Below are 15,620 nucleotides of genomic sequence, written 5' to 3' on the forward strand. Positions count from 1 at the left end.
CTGGCGGCCGCGGGGAATGCTCGCGCGAGACGGCACGCAGTGCCGTCGGGTGTGGAGAGTTCCGGGTAACGGTCGCGGGCGCCGTCTGGGGGTTCAGGGCGCTTCTGACCAGTGGATAGTAATTTCCTCATGGTGGAAGTTCAATGGTTTGTTGATGTCGAGATTCTCTGAGTCGACAGATTCCGCTTCCCTGTGGCCCTCAGTGCCATGGCGGTCACAGCCCGCTCGGGTCCCGGCCGGACCCGGCTCAGACCAGATGCGCCAGGTCGGGCGGGGTGTCGATGTCGAAGGCGGCCGCGACGTCCCCGCACTCCACCAGCATGACCTCGTCCGCGTGGTTCTTCAGGTGCACCCGCGCACCCCGGTCCCCGGTCGCGGTCGCCGCGATGTCCGCCCACCGGTCCGCCCCGAACAGCACCGGGTGCCCGCGCTCCCCGTCGTACGCGGCCGCCGCCAGGCTGGCCGGGGACCGGTACGCCGCCCGGACCCGGGCCACGGCCTCCGGCCCGATGCCCGGCTGGTCCACCAGGGACACCAGGGCCGCGCGGGCCCCCGTACCGGCCAGCGAGGCCAGGCCCACCCGCAGGGAGGAACCCATGCCCTCGGCCCAGTCCGGGTTGTCCACGACCACACAGCCCGTCAGGTCGGCGCGCTCGCGGACCTCCGCCGCCGAGGCGCCCAGCACCACGTGGACCGGGCCGCAGCCCGCCTCCCGCAGGACGCGGACGGCGTTCTCCACGAGCGGGCGGCCCCGGTAGGGGAGCAGGGCCTTGGGGCGCCCCCCGAGCCGGCGGCCGCCGCCGGCGGCCAGGAGGAGGCCCGCGATCACCGGCGGCTCCGCGGCGTTCACCGGGGGAGTGGAGCGGGATGTGTGTTCGGCTGCTGACATGGGAGCGATTCTCGCGCCCTCCGCACCCGTACGGGTGAGTGCCGCGCGAGCAGCCTCCGTACGGAGGCCAGGGCGGCCCCGAGCCGCAGCGGCTCGGAGATCCGGTTCTCGGCGGCCGCCAGCAGGGCCCGCTCGTCACGGTCGGTGAACACGTCGTACGGCATTTCCGGACTCTCCTTGCCAATGGGGGCCAATACAGCGAGTCTGGAGCCGGATTGGCCTGGCCGGCAGAGCCAATCAGGGGAGGTTGGCATGGCGAACGGGCGAGTGGTCCATACGGCGGACAGGACGATCGGCAGCCGGCAGCTCGCCGCGATGCTCCCCGCGGAGGTACTGGCCCGCCCCGGCTACCGCTCCCTCGCCGACGCCCTGCGCACCCTCGTCCTCGACGGCCGGATCGCCCTGCACGTCCGGCTGCCCGCCGAACGCGAGCTCGCCGAGGCCCTCGGAGCCAGCCGCGCCACCGTCACCGGCGCCTACGACCTGCTCCGCGAGAGCGGCTACGTCCGCAGCCGGCGCGGCTCCGGCACCTGGACCGAGCTCCCCGAGGGCCACGGCCCGGTCGGCGCCCACCTGCCGGTCGGCGGCGTCGGCGGCCGGGCCGACGGGGAACCGGGCATCGACCTGGCCATCGCCGCCATGGGCGCCCCCGCCGACACCCTCACCGAAGCCCTCGCCTGGGCCGCGCCCCGGCTGCCCGCCCTCGCCCGCAGCCCCGGCTACCACCCCTTCGGCCTGCCCGACCTGCGCGCGGCCGTCGCCGACCGCTTCACCCGGCGCGGGCTGCCCACCCGCCCCGAGCAGATCCTGGTCACCGCCGGCGCCCAGCAGGCCTTCGCGCTGGTCGTCAGCCTCCTCTGCCGGCCCGGCGACCGGGTCGTCACCGAGAGCCCGACCTACGCCAACGCCCTCGACGCCCTGCGCCACGCCCGGCTGCGCACCGCCTCCGTCCCCGTCTCCGACGCGGGCTGGGACATGGAGACCGCCGAGTCCACGCTCCACCAGACCGTCCCCCGGCTGGCGTACACCGTCCCCGACTTCCACAACCCGACCGGTGCCCTGATGCCCGAGGAACACCGGCTGCGGCTGCTGGCGGCGACCCGGGCCACCGGGACCTGGCTGGTGGTCGACGAGACCATCGCCGACATCGCCCTGGACGTGCCCGCCCCGCCCCCGCTGGCCTCCCTCGCCCCGCGCTCGGGCGCCGACCACGTGATCACCATCGGCTCGCTGAGCAAGACCCACTGGGGCGGCCTGCGGGTGGGCTGGATCCGGGCCACCGCGAAGCTGGTCAACGAGCTGACGGCCGTACGGGTCTCCGCCGACATGACCGGCTCCGTCCTCGACCAGGTGGTGTCCCTCCCGCTGCTGGAGGGCCTGGACCGGTCCCTGCCCCGGCGGCTCGCGGAGCTGCGGATCCGGCGCGCCGCCCTGGTGGGCTCGCTGGAGCGGCACACCCCGGAGTGGTCCTGGCGGCTTCCGCCGGGCGGCCTCTCGCTCTGGGTGGACCTCGGCGAACCGGTCAGCTCCGCCCTGGCCGAACGGGCGGCCGCCGCCGGGGTGCACATCGGCCGGGGCGCCCGCTTCGGCGTCGACCCGGGCACCTTCGAACACCGCCTGCGGATCCCGTACACCCTGCCGCCCGACCGGCTCGACGAGGGCGTACGCCTCCTCGCGGCCGCCTTCCACGACGGCGTCCCGCTCACCCCGGGGGTGGAGCGTCCCTACTGGGTGGCCTGAACCGGCCGGTCAGCTGTGCCGCAGCTCGGTCCACGTCGCGGCGTCGACCGCCCCGGTCACCGGCAGGCCCCGCCTCTCCTGGAAGACGCGGGTGGCCTCCTCGGCGTCCGGGCCGAAGACGTCCCGGGGCTCCTCCTCCGTCGACTGCAGCCCCGTCCAGAACGTCAGCAGGCAGCGGGCCTCCATCACGGTCCGGCCCCTGTCCCCCAGGGTGACGGTCGGCGGCGGGGTGCGGCCGTCGAAGCCGCAGCTCAGGCCGGTGAGTTCGGGCTCGGCGGGCGGGGCGGCCGCGGAGGCCGCGGCGGCGGAGCCGAGGAGGAGGCAAACGGTCAGCGCGGCCGAGGCGGCGGCGCGTATCGGTAACGAGTTCATGGTCCGGACCTTAGTGATCACCACGGGCCCGGCGAAACCGATATTTCAGGGCGTGCGGATCAGCCGGCGGGTGGCCGCCGCCGCCACCGCCGCCGTACGGGAGTCCACGCCGAGCTTGGCGTACACGTGCACCAGGTGGGACTTGACCGTGGCCTGGCTGAGGAAGAGCCGCTTGGAGATCTGCTGGTTCGACAGTCCGTCCGCGACCAGCTGGAGCACCTCCAGCTCCCGCTTCGTCAGCGCCTCCGCCGGGGTCCGCATCCGGTCCATCAGCCGCAGCGCCACCGCCGGGGCCAGCGCCGACTGCCCCGCCGCCGCCGTGCGGACCGCGGCCGCCAGCTCCTCCGGCGGGGCGTCCTTCAGCAGGTAGCCCGAGGCGCCCGCCTCCACCGCCGCCAGGATGTCCGCGTCCGTGTCGTACGTGGTCAGGACCAGCACCCGGGGCGCCCCCGGGCGGGCGGTGATCGCCGCCGTGGCCGCCGAACCGTGCATCCCGGCCCCGAACTGGAGGTCCATCAGCACCACGTCCACCGGCTCGGACGCCGCCAGCTCCACGGCCCGCTCCGCCGTCGCCGCCTCCGCGACCACCGCGAAGTCCGGTTCGGTGTCGAGCACCGCGCGCAGCCCGGCGCGGACCACGGGGTGGTCGTCGGCGAGCAGCAGCCGGATGGTCATCGTCAGGCCTCCAGGGGCAACGGCAGGGTGACGGCCACGGCGGTGCCCTGGCCCGGGCCGGACTCCACGGTGAACAGCCCGCCCAGCGACTCCGCCCGCGCCCGCATCGCGGGCAGGCCGAAGCCGCCGTCGCCGGAGGGCGCGTGGGCCGGGTCGAAGCCCCGGCCGTCGTCGACGACGTCCAGCGCGACCGAGGTGTCCATGAAGCTCAGGGTGATCTCCGCCCGGTCCGCCCGCGCGTGCCGCACCACATTGGCCAGCGCCGACTGCGCGATCCGCAGCAGGGCCACCTCGTACGGGGTGGGCAGCTCGCGCGGGGCGCCGCTGACCGAGAAGCGCACGCGCGGCCCCGGCGCCCCCGAGCACAGCCGCTCCAGCGCCGCCGCCAGCGACCCGTGCTCCAGGTCCGGGGGAGTCAGCGCCCGGACGAACCGGCGCGCCTCGGCGAGGTTCTCCTGCGCGGCCTCCCGGGCCCGGGCGATGTGCTCGGCGGCCGGGGCGTCCTCGGGCAGCGTCCGCTCGGCCGCCCGCAGCAGCAGCTGGATCGAGGACAGGCCCTGCGCCAGGGTGTCGTGGATCTCCCGGGCCAGGCGCTCGCGCTCGGCGAGGATCCCCGCGCCCCGCTCGGCCACCGCCAGCTCGGCCCGGGTGGCGATCAGCTCCTCGATCAGCTCGCGGCGCCGCTCGCTCTCCCGGTACAGCGCCTGGTAGCCCAGCACGGTGGCCACGGCCACGGCCCCGCCCAGCAGCGGCCCGAGGAAGGCCCCCGGGGTGACGGCACCGCTGTGGCCCAGGAACCCGCCGATCGCCGCGCAGGCGCTGACCGCGACCGCCGCCAGGCCCCAGCGCGGCCGCAGCAGGTGCAGTTCCAGGAAGTACAGCGGGAAGGCCAGCCACAGCCCGTCGGGCGACAGCACGAGCAGCGCGGCCCACACCGCCCCCATGCCGGCCAGCCACATCCCGGCCGCACGCGCCGACCGGCCGACCGCCGGGGCCCGCACCCCCGCCGCGTACACGGCCGCCAGCAGGGCGCAGACGGCGACGACCCACCCGGCCCGGGGCGAGGAGCCGGCGACGGCCCGGCCGGCGGCCAGCGCGAGCAGCCCGGCGAACAGCGCGTGCAGGCACAGCCGCAGGACGCGGGTGACGGGGGTCGGGGCGCGGGGGGCCGGGGCGGGGGAGGGTGCGGAAGACATCGTCCGACCAGCGTAAGCGCGGCGCGGAGGGGCCCGGTCAACCGAAAGTTCGATATCGGAATGCCTCCTTCGATACCAGGATCCGTCCCGTGGCGCGATGCCCGGGGAGCCCGCCGCAGACCAGGGTGGGGGACATGTTCGTCGCATGGAGAGATCTACGGTTCGCCAGGGGCCGCTTCGCCCTCATGGGCTCGGTCGTCCTGCTGATCACGCTGCTGGTCGGCCTGCTGTCGGGGCTCACGTCCGGTCTGGCCCGGGAGAACATCTCGGCCGTCACCGGCCTGCCCGCCTCACGGCTGGCCTTCGCCGTCCCGCCCGGGGACCAGAAGGTGTCCTTCACCGGCTCCCAGCTGCCCGAAAGCGCCTGGCGGACCTGGCGCGGACGCCCCGGCGTCAAGGCCGCCGAGCCGCTCGGCATCCGCACCACCAACGCCCTCGCCGACGGGCGCACCGCCGCCGTCTCCGTCTTCGGCGTCGAGCCCGGTGGCCGCCTCGCCCCCGCCGGGACGGGCCTGGCCCGGGGCAGGGTCGTCCTGACCGAGAAGGCCGCCAAGGAGCTCGGCGGACTCACCGCCGGGGCGAAGGTCAAGGCCGGCCCGCTGGAGCTGACCGTCGCCGCCGTCTCGGGCACCGCCGCCTACAGCCACACCCCCGTCGTCTGGATGGACCTGGACGACTGGCAGCGCGTCGGCAACCCCGGCGGCGCACAGGGGACCACCGCCACCGTCCTCGCCCTCGACGGTTCCGGTGACGTGGACTGGGCCGCCGGCGACGCGGCGGCGGGCACCCGCAGCCAGACCGTCGACGAGGCCCTGGGGGCCATAGGCTCCTACCAGGCCGAGAACGGTTCGCTCCAGCTGATGCGCGGTTTCCTCTTCGCCATCTCCGCGCTGGTCATAGGCGCCTTCTTCACCGTGTGGACCATCCAGCGCAGCGGTGACATCGCGGTGCTGAAGGCACTGGGCGCCTCCACCCCGTACCTCCTCAAGGACGCCCTCGGACAGGCCGTCGTGATGCTGGCGATCGGCACCGGGGCCGGGACCCTGCTCGCCTCCGGCATCGGGGTCCTGATCAGCGGGGGCGACGTGCCCTTCGTCCTCGACGCCGCCACCGTGCTGGCCCCCGCCGCGATCATGATCGTGCTCGGGGCCCTGGGCGCGGCCCTCTCCATCCGCCGGATCACCGCCGTCGACCCGCTGACCGCCCTCGGGAGCGCCCGATGACCCTCCTCGTGCACGACGTCACGCTCACCTACCCCGACGGGGACGGCCGGCTGACCGCCCTCGACGCGGTGGGGCTGGAGGTGCCCGCCGGCACCCTCACCGCCATCGTGGGGCCCTCCGGCTCCGGGAAGTCCAGCCTGCTGGCCGTCGCGGCCACCCTGGTGACCCCCGACTCCGGCCGGGTCCTCGTCGCGGGGCGGGACACCGCGCGGCTCGGCGCCGCCGAGAAGGCGGCCCTGCGCCGCGAGGAGATCGGCATCGTCTTCCAGCAGCCGAACCTGCTGGCCTCGCTGACCGCCGCCGAGCAGCTCCAGGTGATGGCCCACCTCTCCGGCCGCCCCTCCCGGCAGCTGCGCCGCCGGGCCCTGGAGCTGCTGGACGCGGTCGGCCTGGCCGACAAGGCCGACAAGCGCCCCCACCAGCTCTCGGGCGGGCAGCGCCAGCGGGTGAACATCGCCCGTGCCCTGATGAACGAGCCCTCCGTGCTGCTGGTCGACGAGCCCACCAGCGCCCTGGACCACGAGCGCGGCGCGGCGGTCCTCGACCTGCTCGTCACCCTCACCCGCGAGCGTTCCACCGCCACCGTGCTGGTCACCCACGACCACGCCCACCTGGACCGGATGGACCGCACGGCGACCATGACCGACGGCCGGCTCACCCCGGGCGCGCGGCCCGCCGAGCCGTCGGCCGCACCCGCACCGGCGGCCTGAGGGCCCGTACGGGACCACCCGGGCCCGTACGCGCGAGAGCCCCGGCGTCCCTCACAGGGGGAGGGACGCCGGGGCTCTCGCGCTGCCTGCGGGCCTACGCGGGGGTCTGGCTCTGCAGGGCCACCGACAGCTCGGCGGCCACGCCCTGGAGGATCGGCACGAAGGACTCCGCCACCTCCTGCGTCACCCGGCCGGCCGGACCCGAGATGGAGATCGCGGCGGCGGTCGGCGAGTTCGGCACCGACACGGCCAGGCAGCGGACCCCTATCTCCTGCTCGTTGTCGTCGACGGCGTAGCCCGCCCTGCGGACCTGCTCCAGGGCCTCCAGGAAGCCCTCCGGCGTGGTGATGGTCTTCTCGGTCGCGGCCGGCATCCCGGTGCGGGACAGCAGGGCGCGCACCTCCTCGGCCGGGGTGTGGGCGAGCAGCGCCTTGCCCACGCCGGTGGAGTGCGGCAGCACCCGGCGGCCGACCTCGGTGAACATGCGCATGGAGTGCTTGGACGGGACCTGGGCGACGTAGACGATCTCGTCCCCGTCGAGCAGGGCCATGTTGGCGGTCTCGCCGGTCTCCTCGACCAGGCGGGCGAGGTAGGGGCGCGCCCAGGTGCCCAGCAGCCGCGACGCGGACTCGCCGAGGCGGATGAGGCGGGGCCCGAGGGAGTACCGTCGGTTGGGCTGCTGCCGGACGTAGCCGCAGGCGACGAGGGTGCGCATCAGGCGGTGGATGGTGGGCAGCGGCAGGCCGCTGGCGGCGGAGAGCTCGCTGAGACCGACTTCGCCCCCGGCGTCGGCCATCCGTTCGAGCAGATCGAAGGCGCGCTCGAGGGACTGGACGCCACCGCCGGCGGCGGTGGGCTTGGCGGAAGCGTCGGTGGTGCTGGCGCTGGACGTCGGCACGGCGCGGTCCTTTCGGTGCTGGCAGGCAAGGAAGCAGCCTACCGGTCGGTCGGCGTCGGCCCTAGAGCCGGGCCTCGGCCGTCCCCGCCGGTCAGAGGCGGTTTGTCCTGGTGGCGGACGTCCTCGGGAAGTTACCCGCCCGGGTGCCGGTGGTGGTAGCTACATTCTGGATAGTGAAATCTTAATTCCATCTCGTGGAAACATCCAATTGCGGTGCATACGTGTCAGTGGTCCCTCCGGGCGCTCTTGACTGGCCCCCGGATCGGGATGGAGACTCCGTCAACAGAACGTTGAATTTCGCTCTGTGGAAGTAGATGGGGAGGTTCCGGTGGCCGACGTGGCTGTGGAACTGGTACTGCGCTCGACACGCGTCATCACCCCCGAGGGGACGCGCGCCGCCTCGGTCGCCGTCGCCGGCGGGAAGATCGCGGCCGTGCTGCCGTACGAGGCCGAGGTACCGGCCGGAGCCCGGCTCGAGGACTTCGGCGACGACGTCCTGCTCCCCGGTCTCGTGGACACCCACGTCCACGTCAACGACCCGGGCCGCACCGAGTGGGAGGGCTTCTGGACGGCGACCCGCGCGGCCGCCGCCGGTGGCATCACCACCATCATCGACATGCCCCTGAACTCCCTGCCGCCCACCACCACGGTCGGCAACCTCCGCGTCAAGCAGGAGGTCGCCCGGACCAAGGCGCACGTGGACGTGGGCTTCTGGGGCGGCGCCCTGCCGGACAACGTCAAGGACCTGCGCCCGCTGCACGACGCCGGCGTCTACGGCTTCAAGTGCTTCCTGTCGCCCTCCGGCGTGGACGAGTTCCCGCTGCTGGACCAGGAGCAGCTGGCCACCTCCCTCGCCGAGATCACCGGCTTCGGCGGCCTGCTGATCGTGCACGCCGAGGACCCGCACCACCTGGAGTCCGCCCCGCAGAACCCGGGCCCCAAGTACGCCGACTTCCTCGCCTCCCGTCCCCAGGACGCCGAGAACACCGCGATCCAGAACCTGATCGACCAGGCGAAGCGGCTGGACGCCCGCGTGCACGTCCTGCACCTGTCCTCCGCCTCCGCGCTGCCGCTGATCGCCGCCGCCAAGGCCGAGGGGGTGCGGATCACCGTCGAGTCCTGCCCCCACTTCCTCACCCTCACGGCCGAGGAAGTCCCGGACGGCGCCACCGAGTTCAAGTGCTGCCCGCCCATCCGCGAGGCCGCCAACCAGGACGTCCTGTGGGACGCGCTCGCCGACGGCACCATCGACTGCGTCGTCTCCGACCACTCGCCGTCCACCGCGGACCTGAAGACGGGTGACTTCGCCACCGCCTGGGGCGGCATCTCCTCCCTCCAGCTGGGCCTGCCGGCCATCTGGACCGAGGCCCGCAGGCGCGGCCGCACCCTGGAGGACGTCGTCCGCTGGATGTCCACCGCCCCGGCCGCCCTCGCCGGACTGGCGCAGAAGGGCGCGATCGAGGCCGGCCGCGACGCCGACTTCGCCGTCCTGGCCCCTGAAGAAACGTTCACTGTGGACCCGGCCGAGCTCCACCACCGCAACCAGGTCACGGCGTACGCGGGCAAGACCCTGCACGGCGTCGTGAAGTCCACCTGGCTGCGCGGTGCGCAGATCGCCGACCACGGCACCCCGACCGAGCCCACGGGCCTCCTCCTCGAAAGGCAGAACTGACAGTGGCGATTGAATCCTTCACCGGTAACGCGAACCCGTACGGGGGCGGCGACCCGTACGCGGACTACCGCACCGCGGACTTCCCGTTCACCCAGTACGCCAACCTCGCCGCGCGTGAGCTGGGCGCCGGTGTGATCGCCGCCAACGACGAGTTCTTCGCCCAGCGCGAGAACCTGCTGATCTCCGAGGCCGCGCACTTCGACCCCGAGGACTTCGGCCACAAGGGCAAGGTCATGGACGGCTGGGAGACCCGCCGCCGCCGCGGCGTCTCCGCCGAGCAGCCCTGGCCGACCGCCGAGGACCACGACTGGGCGCTGGTACGCCTGGGCGCCCCCGGCGTGATCCGCGGCATCGTGGTCGACACCGCCCACTTCCGCGGCAACATGCCGCAGGCCGTCTCCATCGAGGGCACCAACTGGGAGGGCGCCCTGGCGCCGACCCCCGAGGAGCTCCTGGGCGACGACGTGAAGTGGACGACCCTCGTCGAGCGCACCCCGGTCGGCGGCCACGCGGCCAACGGCTTCGAGGTCGCCGTGGAGCAGCGCTTCACGCACCTGCGCGTCAACCAGCACCCCGACGGCGGCATCGCCCGCCTGCGCGTCTACGGCGAGGTCCTGCCGGACCCGAAGTGGCTCGCGGCGCTGGGCTCCTTCGACGTGGTGGCGCTGGAGAACGGCGGCTCCGTCCAGGACGCGTCGAACCGCTTCTACTCCCCGCCGACCAACACCATCAACCCGGGCCGCTCCCGCAAGATGGACGACGGCTGGGAGACCGCGCGCCGCCGTGACAACGGCAACGACTGGATCCGCTACCAGCTCGTCGCCGAGTCCGAGATCCGCGCCGTCGAGATCGACACCGCGTACCTGAAGGGCAACTCGGCGGGCTGGGCCTCGCTGTCCGTCAAGACGGGCGAGGAGGGCGAGTGGACCGAGTTCCTGCCGCGCACCCGCCTGCAGCCCGACACCAACCACCGCTTCGTGCTGGACGCCCCGGCGGTCGGCACGCACGTCCGGATCGACATCTTCCCGGACGGCGGCTTCTCCCGCCTGCGCCTGTTCGGCTCGCTGACGGAGAACGGCGCGGCCGCCCTGGCCGCCCGTCACCAGGAGCTGGGCGGCTGATCCGGGCCGGGCTTGGGCCCGCCCCGGGGGCCGACACCCCCGGGGCGGGCGAGGCGCCGATGGGGCGCACCACTGAAGTGGTGCGCCCCATCGGCGCGTTCCGGCCGGGGCTCGGGCCCTCTCCCGCGGATCCGGCCTGACCGGTGGCAGCGCTACGCGGCGTGGCCGCCGTCCACCGAGAACTCCGCCCCGGTGACGTACGCGGCGTCCGGTCCGGCGAGGAAGGACACCATCGCGGCGACCTCCCCCGGGGTGCCGTAACGCCCGAGTGCCGTCATCGACCGCTGCGGGTCCGCGTACGGCCCGTCGGCGGGGTTCATGTCGGTGTCCGTGGGCCCGGGGTGCACCAGGTTCGCGGTGATGCCGCGGTCGCCGAGCTCCCGGGCGAGGGACTTCGTCAGGCCCGTCATGGCCGCCTTGCTCATCGCGTACAGGGTGCCGCCCGGGCCGGGGACCCGCGCCACCATGCAGCTGCCGATGGTGACGATCCGTCCGCCGGGGCCCATGTGCCCGGCCGCCGCCCGCGCGGCCAGGAAGGCGCCCCGGACGTTGACGCCGAGGACCCGGTCCACATCGGCTGCGCCGAGCGTGCCGATCGGGCCGAGCACGCCCACGCCCGCGTTGTTGACCAGGACGTCGAGCCGTCCGAGCGCGCGGACCGTCTCCTCCACCGCCTCCCGCGGGCCCTCCGGGGCGCCCGCGTCGGCCCGCAGGGCCAGGCCCCGGCGGCCGAGCGCCTCGATCCCGCGGACCACCTCGGCCGCGGCCCGCCCGTCGCTCACGTAGGTGACCGCCACGTCGAATCCGTCCTCGGCCAGCCGCAGCGCGGTGGCCGCCCCGATGCCCCGGCCGCCGCCCGTCACCAGGGCCACCGTGTTGCCGTTCATTCCCGTTCCTCCCGAGCCGTTTGGTTGCGAGTTCAATCAAATCCGGCGGGGCGTGGCGGCGCTGGCGGGAATCCGACCTCGCGTTCACGCGCGCCGCACCGCCGAGTCCCGGGGCGGGCGGGAGTCTGGAGGAGGACAGGGCAGGACACCGACACGAGGAGCGCGACCCATGGGCAAGCTGACCCTCACCACCTTCCTCACCCTCGACGGGGTGATGCAGGCCCCCGGCGCGCGGGAGGAGGACGACAGCGACGGGTTCGCCTACGGGGGCTGGCTCACCCCCCACGCCGACGCGGGCATGCGGGAGTTCATGGAGGAGGTCTTCGGCCGCGCCGGCGCCTTCCTGCTCGGCCGGCGGACCTACGAGATCTTCGCCGCGTACTGGCCCCACCACGACGACCCCGCGAACCCGGTCGCGCACCGGCTGAACCGGCTCACCAAGTACGTCGCCTCCACCACCCTCAAGGAGCCCGCCTGGGGCCCCGCCGTCGTCCTGGACGGGGAGCAGCTCCAGTCGGAGGTCGTCCGGGCCAAGGACGCGACCGACGGGGAGCTCCAGGTGCACGGCAGCGGACGGCTGGCGCAGTGGCTGCTCGCGCGGGACCTGGTCGAGGAGCTGAACCTGCTCGTCTTCCCCGTCTTCCTGGGCGCGGGACGGCGCCTGTTCCCCACCGGCGGCCTGCCCACGGCCTGCGAGCTGACCGCCTCGCGCACCACCGCGAGCGGCGCCGCCCTCCACACCTACCGCCCCGTGGGCCGGGCGGTCTTCCGGGACTTCGGGGCCTGAGGAGGACGGCGGCCCGGCGGCGATATCCGGTCGACGGCAAGATCGCCCCGGGCTAGCGTGGGCCCGCATCCGTGCGAGCCGCCGACGTCTCCACGCCCTCCCCGCCGTCGGAGCCGCCCCGGTGTCCAGCCTCACCGCCCCCGCCCCCGCCCTCGCCCCCCGCCGGGCCCGGCTCGCGGACCTGCCCGTCCTCCTGGTCGCCGTCGTCTGGGGCGGCAGCTACCTCGCGGCCAAGGGCGTCACCGCCACCCACACCGTCATCGCGGTGCTCGTCCTGCGCTTCGCGCTCGTCCTGCCCGTGCTGGCCCTCGCCGGACGGCGCCGGCTGCGCGCGCTGAGCGCCGCCCAGGTGCGCGGCGCCGGGCTGCTGGGCCTCGTCCTCGGCGGGATCTTCCTCCTGGAGACCTACGGCGTGGTGCACACCTCCGCCACCAACGCCGGTCTGATCATCAGCCTGACCATGATCTTCACCCCGCTCGCCGAGTCCGCCGTACGGCGCACGGCCCCCTCGGGCGCCTTCCTCGCGGCGGCGGCCGTCTCCGTCACCGGGGTCGTCCTGCTCACCCAGGGCGCCGGCCTGACCGCCCCGAGCGGCGGCGACCTGCTGATCCTCGGCGCGGCCCTCGCGCGCACCCTGCACGTGCTGCTGATGGCCCGGATCAAGACCGTCCAGGACGCCGACCCGCTCTCCCTGACCACCGTCCAGCTGGGCGGCGCCGTCCTCGTCTTCGTCCTGCTGGCCGCCCTGCCCGGCACCGGCGACAGCCCCTGGGCCGCGGCCGCGGACTTCGGCCCCGCCCAGTGGGCGGGCCTGGCCTTCCTCTCCGTGTTCTGCACGCTCTTCGCCTTCTTCGTGCAGATGTGGGCCGTACGCCGCACCTCGCCCTCCCGCGTCAGTCTCCTCCTCGGCACCGAACCGCTGTGGGCGGCGGCCGCCGGCATCGCCGTCGGCGGCGAACACCCGGGCCCGGTGGGCCTGGCGGGCGCGGCACTGGTCCTGGCCGGCACGGCGTGGGGGCGGCGGACCGTGGCCGGATGACCCGTGTCCTGTGGCCGGAACCCACGGGGTCCCGCGCCCTGACGCCCCATTAACCTGACCGCATGCCACAACCGGACATCAGCGCGAACGACCCGGACTTCGCCGCGGACCCCTACGCCTACTACGCCCGCCTGCGGGCCCGGGGGCCCGTCCACCGGGTCGGGGTCTCGGCCCCCGAGTTCGCGCCCGCGCTGCTGGTCGTCGGCTACGAGGAGGCCCGCGAGGCCCTCGCCCACCCCGGGCTGGCGAAGGACTGGAAGACCGGCGCCGTCCTGCGGGGCGTCGAGGCCAACGCCGCCAACAGCAACCTGCTGGAGACCGACCCGCCGCAGCACACCCGGCTGCGCCGGCTGGTCGCCCGGGAGTTCACCACCCGCCGGGTCCAGGCCCTGCGCCCCCGCGTCCAGCAGATCACCGACGAGCTCCTCGACGCGATGGCCGCCCGCCCCGAACGCTCCGCCGACCTGATCGAGGCCTTCGCCTTCCCGCTGCCGATCACCGTGATCGGCGAACTCCTCGGCGTGCCCGCCCCGGACCGCGAGCGCTTCAGGCACTGGTCCAGGGAGGTCCTCGCGCCCACCTCGGTGCCCGCGCGCACCGCGCACCTCAGGCTCGCCGACTACCTCGCGGAACTCGTCGCGGCCAAGGCGGAGGACCCCGGCGAGGACCTGCTCAGCGCCCTCGTCCGGACCCGCGACGAGGACGGTGACGCGCTGTCGTCCGCGGAGCTCATCGGCATGGCCTTCCTGCTGCTGATCGCCGGCCACGAGACCACCGTCAACCTGATCTCCAACGGCACGCGCGCCCTGCTGGCCCACCCGGACCAGCTGGCCGACCTGCGGGCCGACCCCGACGGCCTGCTCGACGGCGCGATCGAGGAGATGCTCCGCTACGACGGCCCGGTGCAGAACAGCACCTACCGCTACGCCCGCGAGGACCTGGAGATAGGAGGCACCGCCGTCCCCGCCGGAGCCACCGTCCTCGTCTCGCTGGCCGGCGCCGGCCGCGACCCCGCACGGTACGAGGAACCCGACGCCTTCGACGTCCGGCGCGCCCCCCAGGGCCACCTCGCCTTCGGGCACGGCATCCACTTCTGCATCGGCGCCCCGCTCGCCCGGATGGAGGGCCGCATCGCCTTCCGCTCCCTCCTGGAGCGCTTCCCGGACCTGGCCGAGGACCCGGCCGCAGGACCGCCGGAGTGGATCGGGGGCAGCCTGATCCGGGGCGTGACCCGGCTCCCGGTGCGCTGGTAGCGGCCGCCCGTGCCCCTTCCCCCGCGGGCCCCGGCGTCGCGCTCACAGGTCCGGGAGCTCCTCCAGCCGTACCGGGCGGTGCTCCCGGCGCGAGCGCTCGCACGCCTCCGCCACCCGGAAGGCGGCCAGCGCCTCGCGGCCGTCGCAGGGGTTGGCGCCCTCGCCGCGCACCAGCCGGACGAAGGCCGCCAGCTCGGCCTCGTACGCCGGGGCGAACCGCTCCAGGAAGCCGGTCCACGGCTTGCTCGCCGGGGGCGGGCCGTGCGGTTCCGTCGAGGCGATCGGCGTCCGGTCGTCGAGCCCGCAGGAGACCTGGTCCAGCTCCCCGGCGAGCTCCATCCGCACGTCGTAGCCGGCGCCGTTGCAGCGGGTGCCGGTGCTGGTGACCAGGGTGGCGTCGTCCAGGGTGAGGACGGCGGCGGCCGTGTCGACGTCGCCGCTCTCGCGGAAGGCGGCCGGCCCGGCGTCCGAACCGGTCGCGTACACCTCGGTGACCTCCCGGCCGGTCACCCAGCGCGCCATGTCGAAGTCGTGCACCAGGCAGTCCCGGTAGAGGCCCCCGGAGCCGGCGAGGTAGGCGGCGGGCGGCGGGGCCGGGTCGGCGGTCATCGTGCGGACGGTGTGCAGCCGCCCCAGGGCACCCGAACGGACCAGCTCCCGCGCGGTGCGGTAGCCGGCGTCGAACCGCCGCATGAAGCCCACCTGGAGCAGCCCGCCGGCGGCGGCCACCTCGCGCAGCACCTCCAGGGTCCGCGCCAGGTCGGGGGCCAGCGGCTTCTCGCAGAACACCGGCAGCCCGCCGCGCACCGCCCGGACGACGAGGGCGGCGTGCCCCTCGGTGGCGCAGGCCACGACCAGCGCGTCCACGCCCCAGGTGAAGACCTGGTCGACGGAGGGCGCGGCGGTGGCGCCCAGCCGCTCCGCGAGCCGCGCGGCCCGCCCCGGCTCCGCGTCGGCCAGCAGCAGCGAGCCGGCATCCGGGTGGCGGGCCAGGGAGGCCGCGTGGAAGGAGCCGATCCGGCCCGTTCCGATGAGCCCGATGCGCATGCACTCAACGTGACCCCGTACGGGGGACCTGTCAATCCGCCCGCGCACGCCCCGATGACCCTTCATGGTCCACTGTGGCGGATACTGGGCGGCTGACACCGGAAATGACCG

The 15,620-nt window shown here is 74.6% G+C and carries 16 protein-coding genes; 8 read left to right on the plus strand and 8 right to left on the minus strand.

Going from position 1 to position 15,620, the window contains the following annotated elements; translation table 11 throughout:
- Positions 1 to 247: 247 nt before the first annotated feature.
- A complete protein-coding gene (locus ABT403_RS24400) occupies positions 248 to 889 on the minus strand; it encodes a nucleotidyltransferase family protein (protein WP_351649822.1) in 642 nt (213 codons plus the stop codon).
- Entirely contained in the window at positions 847 to 1,053 is a 207-nt protein-coding gene (locus tag ABT403_RS24405; RefSeq protein ID WP_344166334.1) for a hypothetical protein, read from the minus strand. The genes ABT403_RS24400 and ABT403_RS24405 overlap by 43 nt, the downstream gene beginning before the upstream one ends.
- An 88-nt stretch (positions 1,054 to 1,141) precedes the next feature.
- Between ABT403_RS24405 and yczR the strand changes: the two genes are divergently transcribed.
- Complete coding sequence (yczR, locus tag ABT403_RS24410; protein WP_344166335.1) at positions 1,142 to 2,629, plus strand: MocR-like transcription factor YczR; 1,488 nt, start codon at positions 1,142 to 1,144, stop codon at positions 2,627 to 2,629.
- Between the two features lie 9 nt (positions 2,630 to 2,638).
- Here yczR and ABT403_RS24415 read toward each other — a convergent pair whose 3' ends face one another.
- From ABT403_RS24415 to ABT403_RS24425, 3 genes are read right to left on the minus strand one after another with little or no spacing between them, the layout of a single operon-like run.
- Positions 2,639 to 3,001, minus strand: coding sequence for a peptidoglycan-binding domain-containing protein (locus ABT403_RS24415; protein ID WP_344166336.1), 363 nt, complete (start codon positions 2,999 to 3,001; stop codon positions 2,639 to 2,641).
- Positions 3,002 to 3,046: 45 nt separating this feature from the next.
- Positions 3,047 to 3,676 (minus strand): response regulator, encoded by a 630-nt coding sequence (locus ABT403_RS24420; protein WP_045947369.1) that lies wholly within the window; start codon positions 3,674 to 3,676, stop codon positions 3,047 to 3,049.
- Positions 3,677 to 3,678: 2 nt separating this feature from the next.
- On the minus strand, positions 3,679 to 4,872 hold the full coding sequence (locus ABT403_RS24425; protein ID WP_344166337.1) for a sensor histidine kinase: 1,194 nt from the start codon (positions 4,870 to 4,872) through the stop codon (positions 3,679 to 3,681).
- A gap of 134 nt (positions 4,873 to 5,006) precedes the next feature.
- On the opposite strand from ABT403_RS24425, the gene ABT403_RS24430 reads away from it, so the two are divergent.
- Positions 5,007 to 6,095: an ABC transporter permease gene (locus tag ABT403_RS24430; RefSeq protein ID WP_344166338.1), complete on the plus strand. Its 1,089-nt coding sequence runs from the start codon at positions 5,007 to 5,009 to the stop codon at positions 6,093 to 6,095.
- On the plus strand, positions 6,092 to 6,805 hold the full coding sequence (locus tag ABT403_RS24435) for an ABC transporter ATP-binding protein (protein ID WP_344166339.1): 714 nt from the start codon (positions 6,092 to 6,094) through the stop codon (positions 6,803 to 6,805). The genes ABT403_RS24430 and ABT403_RS24435 overlap by 4 nt, the downstream gene beginning before the upstream one ends.
- Positions 6,806 to 6,899: 94 nt before the next feature.
- Here the strand turns inward: ABT403_RS24435 and ABT403_RS24440 are convergent, their stop codons facing one another.
- A complete protein-coding gene (locus tag ABT403_RS24440; RefSeq protein WP_344166340.1) occupies positions 6,900 to 7,703 on the minus strand; it encodes an IclR family transcriptional regulator in 804 nt (267 codons plus the stop codon).
- A 337-nt stretch (positions 7,704 to 8,040) separates the two neighbouring features.
- Between ABT403_RS24440 and allB the strand changes: the two genes are divergently transcribed.
- Together allB and alc are read left to right on the plus strand one after the other, a co-directional pair.
- A complete protein-coding gene (gene allB, locus ABT403_RS24445; protein WP_425580304.1) occupies positions 8,041 to 9,375 on the plus strand; it encodes an allantoinase AllB in 1,335 nt (444 codons plus the stop codon).
- A gap of 2 nt (positions 9,376 to 9,377) precedes the next feature.
- Positions 9,378 to 10,496 carry an allantoicase gene (gene alc, locus ABT403_RS24450; protein WP_344166342.1) on the plus strand — a complete coding sequence of 373 codons (1,119 nt, stop codon included), beginning with the start codon at positions 9,378 to 9,380 and terminating at the stop codon, positions 10,494 to 10,496.
- 152 nt (positions 10,497 to 10,648) lie between these two features.
- On the opposite strand, the gene ABT403_RS24455 is transcribed toward alc, so the two are convergent.
- Positions 10,649 to 11,383 carry an SDR family NAD(P)-dependent oxidoreductase gene (locus ABT403_RS24455; protein ID WP_344166343.1) on the minus strand — a complete coding sequence of 245 codons (735 nt, stop codon included), beginning with the start codon at positions 11,381 to 11,383 and terminating at the stop codon, positions 10,649 to 10,651.
- Between the two features lie 169 nt (positions 11,384 to 11,552).
- Here ABT403_RS24455 and ABT403_RS24460 point away from each other — a divergent pair, with 169 nt between their 5' ends.
- From ABT403_RS24460 to ABT403_RS24470, 3 genes are all read left to right on the plus strand, one after another.
- On the plus strand, positions 11,553 to 12,170 hold the full coding sequence (locus tag ABT403_RS24460; RefSeq protein WP_344166344.1) for a dihydrofolate reductase family protein: 618 nt from the start codon (positions 11,553 to 11,555) through the stop codon (positions 12,168 to 12,170).
- A gap of 121 nt (positions 12,171 to 12,291) precedes the next feature.
- A complete protein-coding gene (locus ABT403_RS24465) occupies positions 12,292 to 13,209 on the plus strand; it encodes a DMT family transporter (RefSeq protein WP_344166345.1) in 918 nt (305 codons plus the stop codon).
- A 62-nt stretch (positions 13,210 to 13,271) separates the two neighbouring features.
- On the plus strand, positions 13,272 to 14,462 hold the full coding sequence (locus ABT403_RS24470) for a cytochrome P450 family protein (RefSeq protein WP_344166346.1): 1,191 nt from the start codon (positions 13,272 to 13,274) through the stop codon (positions 14,460 to 14,462).
- Between the two features lie 42 nt (positions 14,463 to 14,504).
- Here ABT403_RS24470 and ABT403_RS24475 read toward each other — a convergent pair whose 3' ends face one another.
- Entirely contained in the window at positions 14,505 to 15,509 is a 1,005-nt protein-coding gene (locus ABT403_RS24475; protein ID WP_344166347.1) for a Gfo/Idh/MocA family protein, read from the minus strand.
- Positions 15,510 to 15,620: the final 111 nt, after the last annotated feature.

This window comes from Streptomyces sp. NPDC000075, assembly GCF_040301925.1.
GTDB classification, from domain to species: domain Bacteria; phylum Actinomycetota; class Actinomycetes; order Streptomycetales; family Streptomycetaceae; genus Streptomyces; species Streptomyces polychromogenes.